Source organism: Novacetimonas hansenii (assembly GCF_014843995.1).
Lineage (GTDB): Bacteria > Pseudomonadota > Alphaproteobacteria > Acetobacterales > Acetobacteraceae > Novacetimonas > Novacetimonas hansenii.
Map to the genome: position 1 here is coordinate 2,153,823 of NZ_CP062147.1, position 16,178 is coordinate 2,170,000.

Sequence of the window (16,178 nt, forward strand, 5' to 3'; positions counted from 1 at the left end):
CTGCCTCATTTGTACCCAGAACAGTATAAAATATGCCCAAAGCTGTCGATCAGATAACCTATGACAGCGATTTGTGACTTGTTTCATTGCGTTACGAGGGCAAAGATGCAGCTATGACCGTCACACCAGATACAGCCCGCCGTGTCCTGCGCTCCTGGATTGCGCTGGAAGTCCTGACCCCGCAAGCCACGCGGGAGGCGGGCTGGAACGACATAGCCGTGGATCGCGAAGGCCGCATCAAAAACCGGAGAACCGAGGCAGCAGACGGCCCGGACCTGTGGCATCCACCACAGCCGGACGATTCCACACCATGGCCTGTCCTGCCAGATCCCTCCCCGGAGCCTCCGGTCGCGTCTGTTGAGAGTGATCGGAAGAAGACCACAGAGTCGCAAACTGCCAAAAAACCGCGTGTTAAGCGACGTTGGTATAATGTCATTCTCGGCGCTATGCCGACCCGCGCATCATTCGAACGCCTGAATTCCGCCCTTGGCGAAAACGACCCCGATGAAGACGACAAAACTGATCGATCCACCAAAAAAGGCAACGTGATCGCCGCCAGCGTTGTACTCGACGAATGGGGGATCATGGTGCCAGATACACTGGCCATTGCCAGTTTTGCCTGGGGTGTTGGACATATTCTTGATGGTGGCAGCCCTGCCGGCCTGGCAGAATGGGACGGTCAATCAGAAGCCCTGCAATCGCGTTTTGCCGACCTTCTCACCCCATGCGGCAGTGAAGGCAAACCGCGCTCCCTGACATGGACGGACCTGCATGGCGTTGCTGATGAACTCGCCGGGGCGTTATCTGTGCCAAACGATCTCTGGATCCCTGTGCCATGCGTGATCGAGAGCGAGAAAGTCAACGCTCCGAATGGTGACTTGCTCTCAAGCTTCTACCTTCCCGACCTTGGTCGCGCCCTGCGTGATGCGGATACTCTTCCAGCCGCCCTCGCCGCCTATCTTGGCCTGAACCCGCCTGTCGCCCCTTGGGACGCGCTGACCGATCGCACGCAACTGGCTGCCCTCCTGTCGCCAGAACTTTTTCCCCTTGGCCGCTGGCCCGGCCCCGGGCTCCATCCATTGACCCTTCTGCAACAGGCAGCGGTCAACGTCATCACCCGTGATCTGGCGACGGAAGGTCTTGCCGCCATCAACGGCCCTCCCGGCACGGGAAAAACAACCCTGCTGCGCGACCTGGTTGCACAGGTGATGATTACACGCGCAGAAAAACTGGCCGATATTGAAAATCCGGCTGATGGTGTCGGGGATCTCGACCTGATGGATTTTGCCATCGTGGTCGCCAGCAGTAACAATGCCGCGGTCGAAAATATCAGCCTTGAACTCCCCGTTCGCGAGAAAGCACTCGACAAATCTGTCTGGCGGGATGAAGGCCTCGATCATTTTGGGCGGACTGCGACCCATCTGCTCGGGTTGAAGCAAGACGCCGAACCTGAAAAGCGGGCCTGGGGCCTGATTGCAGCCCGCTTGGGTCGGGCAAAAAACCGGCAGCAATTCTTCGACCGTGTCTGGTGGAACGAGGAATGGGGCCTGAACGACTGGTTGAATCGCGCAGCATGGCCGAATGCGCAACATCTTAAGGAACGTCGGCCAGGCAAATTGGCGGAAGTTGATCCGCCGCCAAGAAATCCGCAGGCCATGGCACAGTGGCGGGAAGCCAGGGACGCATTCCGACAGGCCCTTGACCATAGCCGAAGGCTGAGGAACGAACTGGTTGCACTGTCCCAGGCGGGGGAGGCCCTGCGTAAGACGGAAACGGAACTCCCACAGGCTGACGAGAGGCAAGAACAGTTCCGGCTGGATCATGAGGCTGCATCGCACGCAGCAATGGTGGCCAAAGGTCAGGTGGATGAAGCCGATCGCATTGAAGGGCTTGAAGCTGGCAAACTCACCGCCCTGACTTCCGTTCAACCCTCCTTTTTCTCAAAAATGTTGCGCACTCAGGCGTGGAAGACGCATGAAAACGGAATCCGCGAACAGGTTGTACGACTTGAAGAAGCGCAGCGGATAACCCATGATGCCAGAGCGCGCCTTGACATCGCAACAGCCGAAGAAACGCGGTTTGCTGAACAATATGCGGACGCGAAAGCGCGCCTGGAAACATTGCAGGCCAAAGTTGCGCGGCTTGGACAACAACTGGAAAAAGGCCAACAGGAGCTTGGAAACTGTTTCCCCGGTCCTGGGTTCTGGTCGCAGCCAGACGATCTGTTCCAAAAAAGCAGCCCATGGAATGGCGGGCAATTTCGCCATGCACGCGACGAACTGTTTATCGCAGCGGTTCGCCTGCATCATGCCTTTGTGGCCGCTGGCGCCCAACCCCTTAAGCGCGCGCTGAACGCGGTTGTCAATGGCGCGGCAAATGCGAGCCCGCAGGACTGGGGATACTTTTTCCTGCTGGTGCCTGTCGTATCATCGACCTTTGCATCGATCGGCCGGATGTTCCAGACCTTCCGAGAAGCATCAATCGGATGGTTGCTGATTGACGAAGCAGGCCAGGCCGCTCCACAGCAGGCGGTCGGTGCCCTCTGGCGCGCCCGTCGGGCCGTCGTGATTGGCGATCCACTGCAAATCGAACCAGTAGTCACCACACCGCAGCATACAACGGCCCTGATCTTTCAAGGCAATGGCCTGCTCCCCACTCCCTGGGCGGCACCTGCGGTCTCGGCACAGGTTCTGGCTGATCGTGCAAGCATTATCCAGGGGCGTTTTCCGGTCGAGAACCCGGTGCCGGGAGGCCCAACCAGCCGGGATACTGGCATGCCCCTGCTTGTACATCGGCGCTGTGAAAAACCGATGTTCGACCTTGCCAACCGGATTGCATATGCTGAACGTATGGTCCATGCCACAGGCGCAGGCCAATCCGCCATCCGCGAGAAACTTGGCCCAAGTGCATGGATCGATGTGGATGCACCTTCCAGTGGCAAGTGGGTCGAGGCAGAAGGGCAACTTATTACCACTGCAATTGCCGAACTCTGCCGGATGCAGCCCAAGGGACCGGACCTGTATGTCATTTCCCCTTTCCGTGTGCCAGCAACGCGTCTACGTCAATTGCTGGTGCGGACACCAGCCATCCTCCCCGGAATGAATCAAACTGATCGGGAGGACTGGATTGACCGTCATGTCGGCACTGTCCATACCTTCCAGGGTAAAGAAGCTGAGGCTGTTATCCTCATGCTGGGGGCTGGACGCGGCGCACGCCCCGGATCGCGGACATGGGCCGGTGGAACGCCCAATTTGCTCAATGTCGCCGCGACAAGGGCAAAGCGTGTACTCTATATCGTCGGAAATCATGAAGAATGGCGAGGCGCAGGGGTTTTCGCGCATGCCGCCGACTCATTCCCTGATATCTCTCCAGAGGAATGGATGGAGCATAATCCATTAGAAGCCGCATCATAAGCGTATGTCGGTCGAGTTAGCTGAATATCCGCGAGCTGACTGAAGGAGATGCACTCCGCGTATTAATATCATATCTGGCTGCTTACAGGCCGTTTTAAGATAACCAATTGATAGGAAAGTAAAATTTCAGAATTTACCATGATTTTTAAAAATGTAATTTCTTTCAAAGGCATTTGAAAAATATTTATACTTTTAGTGATTTGCTGGTGCCGACTTTTCAGATAACCATCATAGATAGTGAAATATCGTTATATGGACATCCTGTCTGATATCAGCAAACCTGCCCTTGTCATCATAATGCATAATTTACTGTACCAAAAATATTGAATAACATGCTTTATATATTCATAGCGTCAAAAACATCTTGCATCACACAAGTCCAGCGGCAGTAACATATGACGGCAAAATATCACGATTACGGCTTCTTCTTCAATCGACAGAACGCTTGATGCGGGAGTGCGGAGACCGGTGGAACGATCCAGCATATCTGATCGTTTTTTCCATTTCGCGACCGTCTTCGGGTTAATCCCGTAGCGTTTCGCCAGAACTTTCAGGTTCTCTTGACTATGCTACATCGCTCGACGGACCACCGCTGTCGTTATGGCGCTCACGTGGTGAACCTGGTCCATAGTGCTTCCTTCCATTCGCGTGAAAATAATGCACCATCAAAGCCCGGGACCAAACACCTTGATTGGGATAATGCATTAACATGCCATAAATACCCGATCCAGATATTGCGCCCCTTTCATTTTCCACGTTCGGAAAATGGGTCTGGCCCTGCTTTTTTGATCGACAGAGGGATACGGCATGCTATCAAGTCAGAATGAAAGCGAAAAAACTCTCCGGCTCCCGAATACGTAACCACTCCCCGCTCCTGACGGCTCCTCTTGATGAGGCCCACCCCCTGACAGTATCGCGGCCTGAGCTTCTGGTTAACGGGTCGGATCGTATTTTCCGTGAAATGCTGCACAATATTCTGGCATTTTCAGCCAGGATTCAGGAAAATCGCAGTCGCCTCGGGCGGTATATTGGTTTGAGCGGAACGCAATATACTATTCTGATTTCTATTGCACATATGGAAAACGAAGAAGTCGGTATCATACAGATTGCTGAGCATATTCATCTCAGCGGCGCATTTGTCACGATCGAAGTCAATAAACTGGTTGAGGCCGGACTGGTAAAAAAAGAAGTCAACCCACATGATCGTCGGCGCATTCTGCTTCACACTACAGCCAAAGGCCGTCTCAGTCTCAAAAAATTGACTGAAATCCAAGTGCCAGTCAATGACACAATTTTTCGTGATATTACCCATGAACAAATGCAGCAACTCAGACGAATATTGCCGCTCCTGCTGCATGGTTCAAACGCCTCCTTACGATTGATGGATGCTCCTGAGCCTCTGGAAGCTAGCCCAAAATGAATTGCATAAATCCCTAGGGTTGCCTGCATTCAGCATCGCCAGATCATCGCGCATGCGAGGTGAACGAACCCCATAAATCCAGGGAAAGCTTTCTTGCATCGCAGGAAGATTCTGAGGAAGAACTTTATTTTATTGAAGAAACATTCGACCTGATGGCGATTCTGATAGAGGTTTCAACTCATCGGGGACATGGTCGTGCCGCTGGGATTGGCTTTGATCTGTACGGTTGCCCCGAGATCATCAGCTATGCAGGCACGTAGAGGCTCTGCATCGTAAGCGGTATTGGCGATGACATGGCCGACGCCCTGTAAACCGGACATAAGAGCCACGATCTGGGGCAAATCGCATCGACGACAGGCGTGCAGCTCGGATCGTGAGCCTGCCACATGAACGGTCGATAGTGGTAGATTCAGCGCACCAGTCGCACCAGTCGCACCAGTCGCACCAGCATAAACTTTCGAATATTACTGTCGATCAGGGTATGTTCGAAGTCCGTGGTATCAGCTAAAGTATGCAAAAGCTTTTACCAGCCCCAGGAATGTCACCAACGTTGAAAACGGACGCAGTCTGCAATCCATTTTCCAAATACATCCGGCAGCCCACCAGCACTCTGTATTGCCGACCGCCCACAAGATGGCCTTCAATCCGGCTCCATTACTTATCTGTCAATGTCCATATGCTCAAGGCTTACCCTCCATCGACAGCCTTGAAAATCCATGAATGCAGCCAGCGCCTAGTAGGCATCACGCAGGTTCGCCGCCATTCCCCTCCATGCTTGATCCATCCCACAGTGTAGCTTTTCCCATGGTCTCCGCGCTTATCGGGTCAGGGGCCCCATTTTCTAATTCAGGTGTTCGTTTCTTTAGCAATCGAACCAAGCGGGTCGGTTTCAGCGATCTTCTGAAATTCACAAAGGTAATCCTGTTGATGGGTTTCCATCCAACGTACTATCCTATTGTTTGCAAGGAGTTTGGTGATATAGCCACGTGCCACGGTCAAATGCAGATTATCAATGCCGTAGGTTTCCTCGACAGATTTTACTTGTGTCTGAAGTGCCGCGAGTTCTCGTTCCATACGAGCAATCTGCTGTCCTGATGGTGTCGCTCTACCCTCTTTTTTTCCTCTTTTGTTCGGTACTAGCTGATTTTCTGACGTCGCGGCCCGTAAAGCTCTGGCGAACATGACTGTGAAGTTGTTCTGGCCAATCATGAGATCAGCGGATTCGATCTGTCGTACAGCCGTCATCTGGCGTAAAATATCGAATACTTTCATTGAGCAGGGGGTATCTTTCAGCATTCCCGCGGCTTCGGGACTGATACCGTCCAGTAGCCGGAAACGCCTCAATACCGCTTCTACCTGAACATTGAGTGCGGTAGCGATATCAGACGATGATACTCCGCGCTCCATGGCGCGTGCGATCATCCGATGTTCCTGAATCGGTGGTATACGATTGACCCGTTTATTGTAGGTATAGGTATCATCATCAGGAGCCAGAAGACATTCGACTTCTGTGAAGCCGAGTTCTTTCATGGCTTCAATTCTTAAATGACCGTCGAGTAGGAACCATCGTTCAGCATTCGTTGTATCTGGCGTAACCGCCGGAGATTCTATCGGGTGTCCGATCGCTTTTATGGAGGTCAAGATCTGTGAATATGTGCGGCTCAATCTAATATCAGGCGGCAATGTCTTGAGTGGAATGATTGAGGCAACAGGAATCGTGAGGAAATCCATGCCGAAAGCCACATGAATACGGCTATGCCCTGGAGCGGTCACTTCATCAGTCATGCTCGTTTCCCGATATTCTAACCGTTAGGCCACGAGGCATGGTCGCCAGTCCCTCGGCTCTGAGCAGGTTAATAAAGCCATCATTTGCCAGAAGATCCTTCAAGGCTTCAACAATGAACAAAAGTCGTGTCTGAGTAAAATCCGACTTCTTAACCAACAAACGCTGCTTTTCGGCCTCCCGTTGATAGACCTGCATTAGATCAGCGGCTGTCATTCTACGACTGCTCGTTTTACGTCCTAACTGCCCTGTTGGCAGACCTTTACGTTGGCTTTGCAAGCGCATCTCGAGCATTCGCCGAACTGCTGCCAGCTTTTTGCCCCTCAGCTTACCCGTTTCATAGGCATCAAGAAGTAGGTTCTGGGCTTCTTCTGTTTCAGCCCGGGAAATCTCCATTGCCAGAGTAATCGGAATAAGACCGGTTTCGACTGCGGTCAGAAGCCGTTCCTCACCACGTTCAAGGAGAGAAGCGGCCATATTAACCCAGGAGACACCGGCACCGATTTTTTTACCGATTGCCGTATCACTATAACCGCGTGATCGTAATGCGCCGACCTCGCGCATGAGATCAATGGGGCGCGGTGTACGTCGGGCGATATTTTCAATCAGGCTCATGACGAGACACTCGCTCTCGCTCGCCTTGATGACAACTGCTGGGATATCTGGCTGGCCGAGCATCTGAAAGGCTTCCAACCGACCTTCGCCGCAAACGAGGTCATATCTTGGACCATTGGCGGTCTCTCGGCGACTTACGGTGATGGGCCGTTTCAAACCGATAGCCTCGATATTGTTAACAATTTCCCGATGCTGGCGTTTGTTGCGGGCGCGTGGATTTACGACTGTAATCCGGCTAATGGGGATCATTTCAATCCTGCTTGGACGAATGACAGACATCAGGCGACCTCCACAATGGAAATAGGAGTGGCGATATCATATAGGAGTTCAAGATTGTCGAAACGATAGGCATCAAGAGCAAGACTGTTTTCTTCCGACAGGTGGAGCTTTCCGGAAAGTATGTCGATGCGTGGAAATAAATAATAGTCCAGAGGTTTACGATTGGCGCTGTCCATACGAACGACGATCGTAATGTCGGGTATGAGTGAGCTATCGAAATGCATTTTCCAGCGCAGCAGTCCGGTGGATGTTTCTATACAGCGCGCTATTGTCACGGAAAGACTGAATTCATCATTGACGACGATGCGATCATTCTCCGGAGTCTGCCATACATCACTTCCTTTGATCCGCAATTCAGTGATTATCTGTCGAATGATTTTTGGATACAGTCTGCGTAGTTCACGGTTTATCGCGATATAGCGATAGTCACGATCCGGCTTGAACCCGACAAGATGATAGGCACGGAGCAAGCTGCCAAAACGGGCGCTATAGGCGCCGCTGGAAGGCAAGTCATCACATTCATCAATGATTATACCCGATAATAGGCCTTTCTGGTGATAGAGTTCCTTCAAGGAATGCAGCATTTCTTCATCAGTCAGACGGAAAGAGCGCGTATTGATGATATTTCTTGCAGATTCAAATAACTCACGCTCGACGATGGCTTCGAATGCATTTTCCGCTTTGATCCACACCTCCGGTTCATTTCGAACTCGTTTCTTCTTTAGCTTGAAGGAGCGGCGATTCCATACGTTGTCGCCGATATATTTCTCATTGATCAGTAATTGATGTACTGTTCCTCTGGTCCAGAGACGTCCAAGATCTGTCAAAATGCCACGTCTGTTGAGGTCGTCGGCGATCTCGCTCTCGCTACGTTTCTGATAAACGAAAGACTGATAGATGGTTCGGACCAGATTGATTTCCTCGATCGGACCGGGCGTCAGGATAACGCGGTCAGTCTGGATACTCTTATGTTCGCCCTGCCCAAGAATGCCCTTGATGGTGCCGTTCTCATCAATAAGGGTTCGACGCAAGCCAAACCCAGCAGGCCCACCCTGACGATACCCCTTCTCGATCAACCTTCCCTGACCTGCAAATACTTTGGTAGAAAGTTCACGGCTATATTCACCAGCCATGGCACGCTTAACGCCCTTGACGATGGTTGAGATCGGACTCCCATCATTCTCGAACTGTTCGGCGCAATACTCGATTGCAATACCCGCACGACGACAGATATATTCGTAGTAAGCACTTTCATCCGCGTCCTGAAATCGGCCCCAACGGCTGACATCGTAAACAAGAACTAATGTGAAATCAGTGTTTCCTGCCTGAACGTCTTCAATAAGTTGTCTGAGTGCATTGCGCCCCTCAATTTTAAGACCACTCTTCCCGGCATCGGCATACGTGCGGACGATCTTAATCCCGCGTGCCTTGGCATACTGCCTGATTGCTTCCGACTGATTTTCGGTCGAATATTTCTGAAGATCCGTTGACATCCGGACGTATTCGGCAGCTCGAACAAAGCGTTCCATCGGCCCTGTCTGATCATCATCGTAGAATCTCCAGCTCGTCACGTTTTGCCCTTTCCGAGGCCAATAATGAAGGTCTGGACATCTTCCCTCGCAGTGAGAATGAGTCCGTTCCGTCATTCTGAAGCAGTATTATTTTAGCGTCGGAAGGATCGGAAGATGTTGCCGAAAAAGGGCAGGAAACTACCTCTTTGGAAGGGTATTCTTGGGCATCGTGAAAACTATGCCAAGACGGTTGCCGAACTGTTACGCAAAGAACATGAAGACAGCCACGGTGTAATCAAGAGGCTTATGCGACAGACAGGCGCAAGTGAGAAAAGTGTAAAACACTGGCTTTCCGCGCAGCATGGCCCAGATACGATATATTTCTTGCGTCTTGTTGTTTCGTCGCCGGTTATCCGGGCATTTGTTTCTGGGCTGGTCGCAGGACGCAATGCTGATCTCTCGACATACTCGGCAGAGTGTTCTTCACTTGCTGCAGCCAGAGACGCTTATCGGCTTGGAGTGGTGGCAAGTGGCAGACAGGCAGTGCCTGTAAGAGGAAATGACCCTGAACATGTCCTTGAACACGACCCTGTAAATGTCCCTGATCATTGGGAACTGAATGAACGGCAACGGTGGTTCCTGCTAAGACTCGAGCAAGGAAGCAGATGTAGAGCTACAGACATTGTATCTGTATGGAATGTAAGCCTGAAGACCGCCCGCAGGGACATTGGAGGTCTTCAGCAAGCTCAACTCGTAGAATATGTCGGCTCACGCAGAAAAGGGAGATATTGCCGCAAAGCCGGGACCTGAATGGACGATTTCTTCCAAGTAGCACGCCTGGCCAATTACAAGGCTACGATGACGGATGACGTCAACATCATGGCCCTGAGCACAGCTTCGACCATGAAGCCAAGTTCCGCATCGCTAAGCTGCTGCGGCAGCCCTGCTGGCACAGGATTTTGAGACTATTGTTGCTGGGCAGGACGTCGTTAAGCTGCCAGTCAGCATTACTCATGCCCGCATGGCAGGCGAGATGAACATGGCTCATAAAGAGCAGTTTGACCGTTTTCTGATTGCCCAAGCGCAGGCCAAGGGGGCACCTGTTGATATATGAATTATTACTGCTGGTTGCCTTGACACGATGCAAGCTGTCGGGTGGGCTTACTGTTCCATAAGAAAGAAGATTAACTGATGAAATTCCTTATATTCGTAGCCTGCTTGCCGCTGACACTGGCATATGCCCACGCAGAGACATTGTTCAATGCTTATCCAAGTTGCAACCTTGCACAACAGCGGTCGCTAACCGGTGAAATAGGAGGATCAATCAAAGACCCAGCCCAAGCTCATATTTCAATGCGCGCCAACATTTTGGAAGCTGATATCGGGAATGTGCGCAAAGCACGACGCATTACCCAAGATACTGCAAACCAGTTATGGAAAAACGTTGAGCAAGTTCGCACTGACATGAATGAGCATACGCACAAAACGCGGCATCTGAGTCAAGCGGAACGTAGATCATATGATCGCATACTTGATTCTGTCGCAATGCAAATCTGTCAAGAATAATGGTTTTGTACCGGTCATCTGCGCGTTTTAAGCTCGTATCAGGAGACCGACAAAACCATGAAGCATACGGAAGATTTCAAACGCGAAGCTGTGAAAATTGCATTAAGCAGCGGGCTGTCGCGCACGCGCATTGCGGCCGACTTTGGTATGGATAGTGGATTACCGTCCGATCGGGCCAATATCCGAGCCTCAGGAAAACTTGGCCCACGAGACTGAACGTCTTCGTCTGGAGAACCCGATTTTTCTGAAGGAGAGGGAAATCATTAAAAAAAGCTACCCAAAAGTCATGAGGTTCGCCTTCATCCATGGTCATCAGCATGAGTGGCCACTCTCCAAGGGGTGGGCTGGTTCAACAACGACCGGTATCCTTACGGCGTGTCGGCAATATCACGCCAGACGCCGCAGCAAGCGGCGACGTTCAATGTCGCGCGAAGAACTCAGGCTGATCTTGGGAATAGCAGTTGCCATGGAGAAAAACTCCATGACAGACGGACAGGAGACTCTCTCCTGCCCTTTCAACCCGTCACGAAAATCCGCGCAGCCCTCTGACTCCGACTGCTACAGCATGAAACTATGTGCAGGACACAATGAACGCGATATCTTCATTAATTATCGTTTTTTATTTTCAATAAAAATATTAATATTTACAAATAAATTGTTTATAATTTAATAATATCTAAATCACGTTCGATATGACACTTTAATATCTTCATTAAATTACACGCCACCTGAATATCATCAATACTCATTTCTTCCGCCAAGGCATTTACACGTGGCGTGTACACCCCGATTGCGGCGTCATAAATCTCACGTCCCTTTTCCGTAAGAACGACAAGATGTGCCCGTCTGTGGTGAGGATTGGGAGCAAAAACAACCAACCCTTCATGATGCAGATCATTAACAATCCTTTGCACGTTCTGGCGATTGGCTCCGAGATCGCGCGCAAGCCATGCGACCGGCTGGGGCCGCTCTGCATGAACGATAGCCCCCAGAATCTGCCATCGGGCGCTGGTCAGACCGAAAGAGGAAACCAGACGGTCTCCCCAGAGCAGAAGCAGGTTATTCGTCCTGAAAACCGTCAGAATCAGATCCGTCAAAGCCTGACCTTTCGGATCAGCGGGAACTTCCGGCATTTGTCATCATCCATTTTTATTGACATCATAATGTCATATAGACATATAATTTTAGACGTAGCGAACTGTCGCTATGCAATCAACATGGATGGTGTCCAAAATGTCTCATCGAAAGCCACTGGACGATAATTTCCCGATTGAGCGCCAGCTTGAGATCGAGGCGGCTCCGGTTGTCCTGATCAATCTGTTCACCCTTGATGCGGCGGATGAAGAGCGGTTTCTTGAAGTCTGGAAAGACGATGCCGGTTTCATGAAACGCCAGCCCGGATTTATTTCGACCCAGTTGCACCGTGCCCTGGGTGATAGCCCGACATACCTGAACTATGCCGTCTGGGAATCAAATGAGGCATTTCGCGCTGCCTTCACGCATCCTGAGTTCCGCTCGAAGCTGAAGGCCTATCCGTCATCGGCCATTGCAAGACCGCATCTGTTCCAGAAGGTGGGCGTCGCAGGTATCTGCACAGCCTGACCCTCTGGTCCGTGGCAATCTGATGCAGGGAAGCGTGTCATGAGTCTTTTATGCCGCATGCTGGCCATTATCGGCCCCGCCATGTTTGCAGGCGTCATGCTTGCCATCGGGGCCATTCTCGGAAATTACTGGAAAAGCCTCCCTCCCGAGCAATTCCTGGCATGGTTTGCTCACAATGGGGGATACATTCAGAAAGCCATTCCGCCTGTCGTCCTTCCAGCTCTTATCGGGCTGGTGAGCATGATCTGGATTAACCTGGCCGATCCCGTCAACCGGCTTCTCTGGACAGGTGCCGCCCTCTGCATCGCCGCTGTTATCTTCCTGACACTCGGCTGGTTCGTGCCTGCCAATACGGGTTTCTCCTCCAGGAGCCTCCCTCTGGATCAGGTATCAGGAAAACTCGATACCTGGCTTCGTCTTCACAATATCCGCATCGTACTAGCCGTTGCCGCATCGGCGCTCGGCGTGTGGGCGTGCAACCGGTAGAGACCCTCATCATGCCGAGACTGATTCATCCCCTTGCCGGAGTGGTGGCGCTTCTGACCATCGCAGCCTTCTGGCTTTCTACGGTCATCTCCGAGCTTTTTCTGGCCCGGGATGTTGTGATTGCCGTCAAGACGACGATCCCATGGGGATTTCTTCTGCTTGTCCCGGCACTCGCTGCAACAGGAGGTTCGGGCGTCTTTCTGTCGCAGGGGCAGCGCACCGGGCTGGTGGGTAAAAAACTCAGGCGCATGCCCTTCATTGCCGCGAACGGTATCCTGATCCTTATTCCGTCGGCCCTGTTCCTCGCCGCGAGAGCTCGATCGGGTTTGTTTGATGCATCATTCTATGGTGTGCAGGCTCTGGAACTTCTTGCAGGTGCGACGAATATCACGCTGCTTGGTCTGAATTTCCGTGATGGCCTGAAACTGACTCAATGGCGTCGTAAAAGCCGTCCGAAACCGGCATAACGCTACCGGACCATTCTTGAAAAGAAAGAGGACGTTGCCGATAGCACCGCCGCATTCTTCCTGAAAAAACCTGAAGGATTTACTTTTACTTCAGGTCAGCATGAGGTAATCCCCCCTTCCCTCTACATTCCGTCCCCCACATGTCGCACTCGACACCCGAGACGTGCCGGCCCCGCTGCTTTTCCCGCGACGGGGGCCAGCGCACGAACTGAGACTGAAGCCTGTCATCAATCATGGCCATGGGTGCAGCCGCCAGAGCAAAGCGCCGACGATAGGTTCTGGTAACATACTCTCCCGCAACAGCAGGGCTGTGGGCCATCTCCGTCTCGCGTTCCAGTTTGCGGACCAGATCATCCCGTTCCCGGCGCGGCAACGTGGTCAGCATGCCGCGTGGATAATACGTCCTCTTCCCGTCCTGCCGGGCAATGCCCTGCTCGATAAGATGCGCCTGGCAACGGACCAACGCATCCCTGACCTCGGCACCGAAACCGGCATCGTCGAGCGCGACCGGATCGCGGGCAATAAGCTGGCGATCCAGCCAGGTCGTCGCCCTTACCGTCACCTGCTCCCCGATCGACAGATCGGACTGCACATCCAGTGCGACGCGGCTACGGCTCCCAGCCTTATTGAACCGGCGCAGTTCCACAGCCGGGGCCGAACAACATGTTTACGCTGCTATGGACCAAATTCTCATGGCCGCGTAATGTGTAAAAGTCGGTCCCTACCAATCATGGGGATGATTACATCGCGTATCTGATGATCGACAGCACGATCGTTCAGTCACAGCCTCGCGGCTGGCGCAAAAGGGAGACTCATAAGGAAGGCTTTGGTCGAAGCCGCATCTTCTGTCTTCTGGTGTTTTTCTGTAATATCCATGACGCGTATTTTACGCGGTTTGCTTAGAGAGTGTTTGAAAGCAAATATTTTTTCAAAGAGGCGGCGTCTTCTGAAGCTTTTTAGAAAAAGCTTCACCAAAAACCTTTATGATTTTGGTTTGTTATTGGGGCTGAGTTCTCAAACAGGTTTTTAATATTCCCCATCACAACAAAAAAACCCTTTCCATAAAATATGGAAAGGGTTTTTTCATTCAGGGCTGACTGGAAGATCTGGCGGCGACCGACTTTCCCGTGCCTTAAGGCACAGTATCATAGGCGCTGGGTTTTTTCACGTCCGAGTTCGGGATGGGATCGGGTGGAGCACGTCCCGCCATGGCCACCAGATCATCCAGTCAGTCCTGAGGGACTGTGTGGGAGGTTGGTGCTGAGAGGATAGAGTGGGTGGATGACTGCTGTGCATGTATGTTTTCCACGTTGAGTGGCTGTGTGAATGAGCCTATTGGGCGATTAGGACCAGTCAGCTGCACGCATTACTGCGCTTCCACACCTGGCCTATTGACGTGATGGTCTATCACGGCCCTTGGGGAGACCTTGTTTTGAGGTGGGTTTCCCGCTTAGATGCTTTCAGCGGTTATCCCTTCCATACTTAGCTACCCGGCTGTGCCGCTGGCGCGACAACCGGTGCACCAGAGGTATGTTCATCCCGGTCCTCTCGTACTAGGGACAAATCCTCTCAAGTCTCCAACACCCACGGCAGATAGGGACCGAACTGTCTCACGACGTTCTAAACCCAGCTCACGTACCACTTTAATCGGCGAACAGCCGAACCCTTGGGACCTGCTCCAGCCCCAGGATGTGATGAGCCGACATCGAGGTGCCAAACCTCCCCGTCGATGTGGACTCTTGGGGGAGATCAGCCTGTTATCCCTAGAGTACCTTTTATCCGTTGAGCGATGGCCCTTCCACGCGGGACCACCGGATCACTATGGCCGACTTTCGTCTCTGATCGAGCTGTCACTCTCACAGTCAGGCGGGCTTATGCCATTGCACTCAACAGTCGATGTCCGACCGACCTGAGCCCACCATCGCGCGCCTCCGTTACACTTTGGGAGGCGACCGCCCCAGTCAAACTGCCCACCATGCAGGGTCCCGGACCAGGCTTACTGGTCTCGGTTAGACATCAGAAACAGTCAGGGTGGTATTTCAAGGATGGCTCCACCGGAACTGGCGCCCCGGTTTCAAAGCCTCCCACCTATCCTACACAGAATGTCTCTGATGCCACTGCAAAGCTGCAGTAAAGGTTCATAGGGTCTTTCCGTCTGACCGCGGGTACCCCGCATCTTCACGGGGAATTCAATTTCGCTGAGCCGATGCTGGAGACAGCGGGGAAGTCGTTACGCCATTCGTGCAGGTCGGAACTTACCCGACAAGGAATTTCGCTACCTTAGGACCGTTATAGTTACGGCCGCCGTTTACCGGGGCTTCAATTCGGTGCTTGCACACCTCCTCTTAACCTTCCGGCACCGGGCAGGCGTCAGGCCGTATACGTCGTCTCTCGACTTCGCACAGCCCTGTGTTTTTACTAAACAGTCGCTACCCCCTGGTTTGTGCCACCCGCCTGTGGTTGCCCACGGACGGGTCTTGCTTATCCCGAAGTTACGCAAGTAATTTGCCTAGTTCCTTCAGCATCGTTCTCTCAAGCGCCTTGGTATTCTCTACCAGTCCACCTGTGTCGGTTTCGGGTACGGTCTATATGCCAGAGCTATTTCCTGGAATGCTCCAAAAGCCGGGTCAATCCGATAAGACCCGACAACATATTGCATTCGTCACTTCTGGCAGGCCCGGGAATATTCACCCGGTTTCCATCGACTACGGCTTTCGCCCTCGCCTTAGGGGCCGGCTCACCCTGCGCGGATTAACCTTGCGCAGGAACCCTTGGACTTTCGGCGACAGTGTTTCTCGCACTGTTTATCGCTACTCATGTCAGCATTCGCACTTCCGATATCTCCAGGGAGGGTCACCCCGTCCCCTTCACAGACTTACGGAACGCTCCGCTACCGCGCATACAAAGTATGCACCCACAGCTTCGGCACGTGGCTTGAGCCCCGTTACATTTTCGGCGCAGGGTTTCTATTAGACCAGTGAGCTATTACGCTTTCTTTAAAGGATGGCTGCTTCTAAGCCAACCTCCTGGTTGTTT

At 52.4% G+C, this 16,178-nt stretch carries 16 protein-coding genes, 2 rRNA genes and 1 pseudogene (1 of these 19 only partly in view); 11 read left to right on the top strand and 8 right to left on the bottom strand.

Going from position 1 to position 16,178, the window contains the following annotated elements; all coding sequences use genetic code 11:
* The first annotated feature begins 218 nt into the window (after positions 1-218).
* Entirely contained in the window at positions 219-3,413 is a 3,195-nt protein-coding gene (locus IFJ82_RS09235) for a DEAD/DEAH box helicase (RefSeq protein ID WP_192264056.1), read from the top strand.
* A gap of 371 nt (positions 3,414-3,784) precedes the next feature.
* On the opposite strand, the pseudogene IFJ82_RS15725 reads toward IFJ82_RS09235, so the two are convergent.
* Positions 3,785-4,042 (bottom strand): annotated as a pseudogene (locus IFJ82_RS15725) (IS481 family transposase); the annotation flags it as partial.
* A 194-nt stretch (positions 4,043-4,236) separates the two neighbouring features.
* Between IFJ82_RS15725 and IFJ82_RS09240 the strand changes: the two are divergent.
* On the top strand, positions 4,237-4,833 hold the full coding sequence (locus tag IFJ82_RS09240) for a MarR family winged helix-turn-helix transcriptional regulator (RefSeq protein ID WP_075596475.1): 597 nt from the start codon (positions 4,237-4,239) through the stop codon (positions 4,831-4,833).
* Between the two features lie 59 nt (positions 4,834-4,892).
* On the top strand, positions 4,893-5,093 hold the full coding sequence (locus IFJ82_RS16000; protein ID WP_192264059.1) for a hypothetical protein: 201 nt from the start codon (positions 4,893-4,895) through the stop codon (positions 5,091-5,093).
* Between the two features lie 586 nt (positions 5,094-5,679).
* On the opposite strand, the gene IFJ82_RS09250 is transcribed toward IFJ82_RS16000, so the two are convergent.
* Genes IFJ82_RS09250 through IFJ82_RS09260 form a run of 3 tightly spaced genes read right to left on the bottom strand, consistent with a single transcriptional unit; the run spans position 5,680 to position 9,081 of the window.
* The gene (locus IFJ82_RS09250) at positions 5,680-6,618 is read right to left on the bottom strand and encodes a plasmid partitioning protein RepB C-terminal domain-containing protein (RefSeq protein WP_192264061.1); all 939 of its coding nucleotides are present in this window, start codon (positions 6,616-6,618) and stop codon (positions 5,680-5,682) included.
* Entirely contained in the window at positions 6,611-7,510 is a 900-nt protein-coding gene (locus IFJ82_RS09255; protein WP_192264064.1) for a plasmid partitioning protein RepB C-terminal domain-containing protein, read from the bottom strand. Before IFJ82_RS09255 ends, IFJ82_RS09250 begins: the two co-directional genes overlap by 8 nt.
* The gene (locus IFJ82_RS09260) at positions 7,510-9,081 is read right to left on the bottom strand and encodes a recombinase family protein (protein ID WP_456306886.1); all 1,572 of its coding nucleotides are present in this window, start codon (positions 9,079-9,081) and stop codon (positions 7,510-7,512) included. The genes IFJ82_RS09255 and IFJ82_RS09260 overlap by 1 nt, the downstream gene beginning before the upstream one ends.
* A gap of 114 nt (positions 9,082-9,195) precedes the next feature.
* Here IFJ82_RS09260 and IFJ82_RS09265 point away from each other — a divergent pair, with 114 nt between their 5' ends.
* From IFJ82_RS09265 to IFJ82_RS09285, 5 genes are all read left to right on the top strand, one after another.
* Positions 9,196-9,831 carry a hypothetical protein gene (locus tag IFJ82_RS09265; protein WP_192264067.1) on the top strand — a complete coding sequence of 212 codons (636 nt, stop codon included), beginning with the start codon at positions 9,196-9,198 and terminating at the stop codon, positions 9,829-9,831.
* Positions 9,832-9,984 carry a hypothetical protein gene (locus IFJ82_RS09270; protein WP_192264070.1) on the top strand — a complete coding sequence of 51 codons (153 nt, stop codon included), beginning with the start codon at positions 9,832-9,834 and terminating at the stop codon, positions 9,982-9,984.
* 228 nt (positions 9,985-10,212) lie between these two features.
* Positions 10,213-10,587 carry a hypothetical protein gene (locus IFJ82_RS09275; RefSeq protein WP_192264073.1) on the top strand — a complete coding sequence of 125 codons (375 nt, stop codon included), beginning with the start codon at positions 10,213-10,215 and terminating at the stop codon, positions 10,585-10,587.
* A 57-nt stretch (positions 10,588-10,644) separates the two neighbouring features.
* Complete coding sequence (locus IFJ82_RS09280; protein WP_192264076.1) at positions 10,645-10,803, top strand: transposase; 159 nt, start codon at positions 10,645-10,647, stop codon at positions 10,801-10,803.
* Entirely contained in the window at positions 10,787-11,257 is a 471-nt protein-coding gene (locus IFJ82_RS09285) for a hypothetical protein (protein ID WP_192264078.1), read from the top strand. Before IFJ82_RS09280 ends, IFJ82_RS09285 begins: the two co-directional genes overlap by 17 nt.
* On the opposite strand, the gene IFJ82_RS09290 is transcribed toward IFJ82_RS09285, so the two are convergent.
* On the bottom strand, positions 11,247-11,720 hold the full coding sequence (locus IFJ82_RS09290; RefSeq protein ID WP_192264081.1) for a MarR family winged helix-turn-helix transcriptional regulator: 474 nt from the start codon (positions 11,718-11,720) through the stop codon (positions 11,247-11,249). The genes IFJ82_RS09285 and IFJ82_RS09290 overlap by 11 nt on opposite strands.
* An 88-nt stretch (positions 11,721-11,808) precedes the next feature.
* On the opposite strand from IFJ82_RS09290, the gene IFJ82_RS09295 reads away from it, so the two are divergent.
* The 3 genes from IFJ82_RS09295 to IFJ82_RS09305 are packed head-to-tail and all read left to right on the top strand — an operon-like array spanning position 11,809 to position 13,142.
* Positions 11,809-12,189, top strand: a complete 381-nt coding sequence (locus IFJ82_RS09295) for an antibiotic biosynthesis monooxygenase family protein (protein ID WP_225578614.1) — start codon at positions 11,809-11,811, stop codon at positions 12,187-12,189.
* Positions 12,190-12,228: 39 nt separating this feature from the next.
* Entirely contained in the window at positions 12,229-12,675 is a 447-nt protein-coding gene (locus IFJ82_RS09300) for a DUF1772 domain-containing protein (RefSeq protein WP_225578615.1), read from the top strand.
* Complete coding sequence (locus IFJ82_RS09305; protein WP_225578616.1) at positions 12,663-13,142, top strand: hypothetical protein; 480 nt, start codon at positions 12,663-12,665, stop codon at positions 13,140-13,142. Before IFJ82_RS09300 ends, IFJ82_RS09305 begins: the two co-directional genes overlap by 13 nt.
* A gap of 85 nt (positions 13,143-13,227) precedes the next feature.
* Here IFJ82_RS09305 and IFJ82_RS09310 read toward each other — a convergent pair whose 3' ends face one another.
* The 3 genes from IFJ82_RS09310 to IFJ82_RS09320 all read right to left on the bottom strand — a co-directional run.
* Complete coding sequence (locus tag IFJ82_RS09310; RefSeq protein WP_192264084.1) at positions 13,228-13,788, bottom strand: DUF3363 domain-containing protein; 561 nt, start codon at positions 13,786-13,788, stop codon at positions 13,228-13,230.
* Positions 13,789-14,246: 458 nt separating this feature from the next.
* A 5S ribosomal RNA gene (gene rrf, locus IFJ82_RS09315) occupies positions 14,247-14,362 on the bottom strand.
* Positions 14,363-14,464: 102 nt separating this feature from the next.
* Positions 14,465-16,178, bottom strand: a 23S ribosomal RNA gene (locus tag IFJ82_RS09320) (it continues 1,027 nt past the right edge of the window).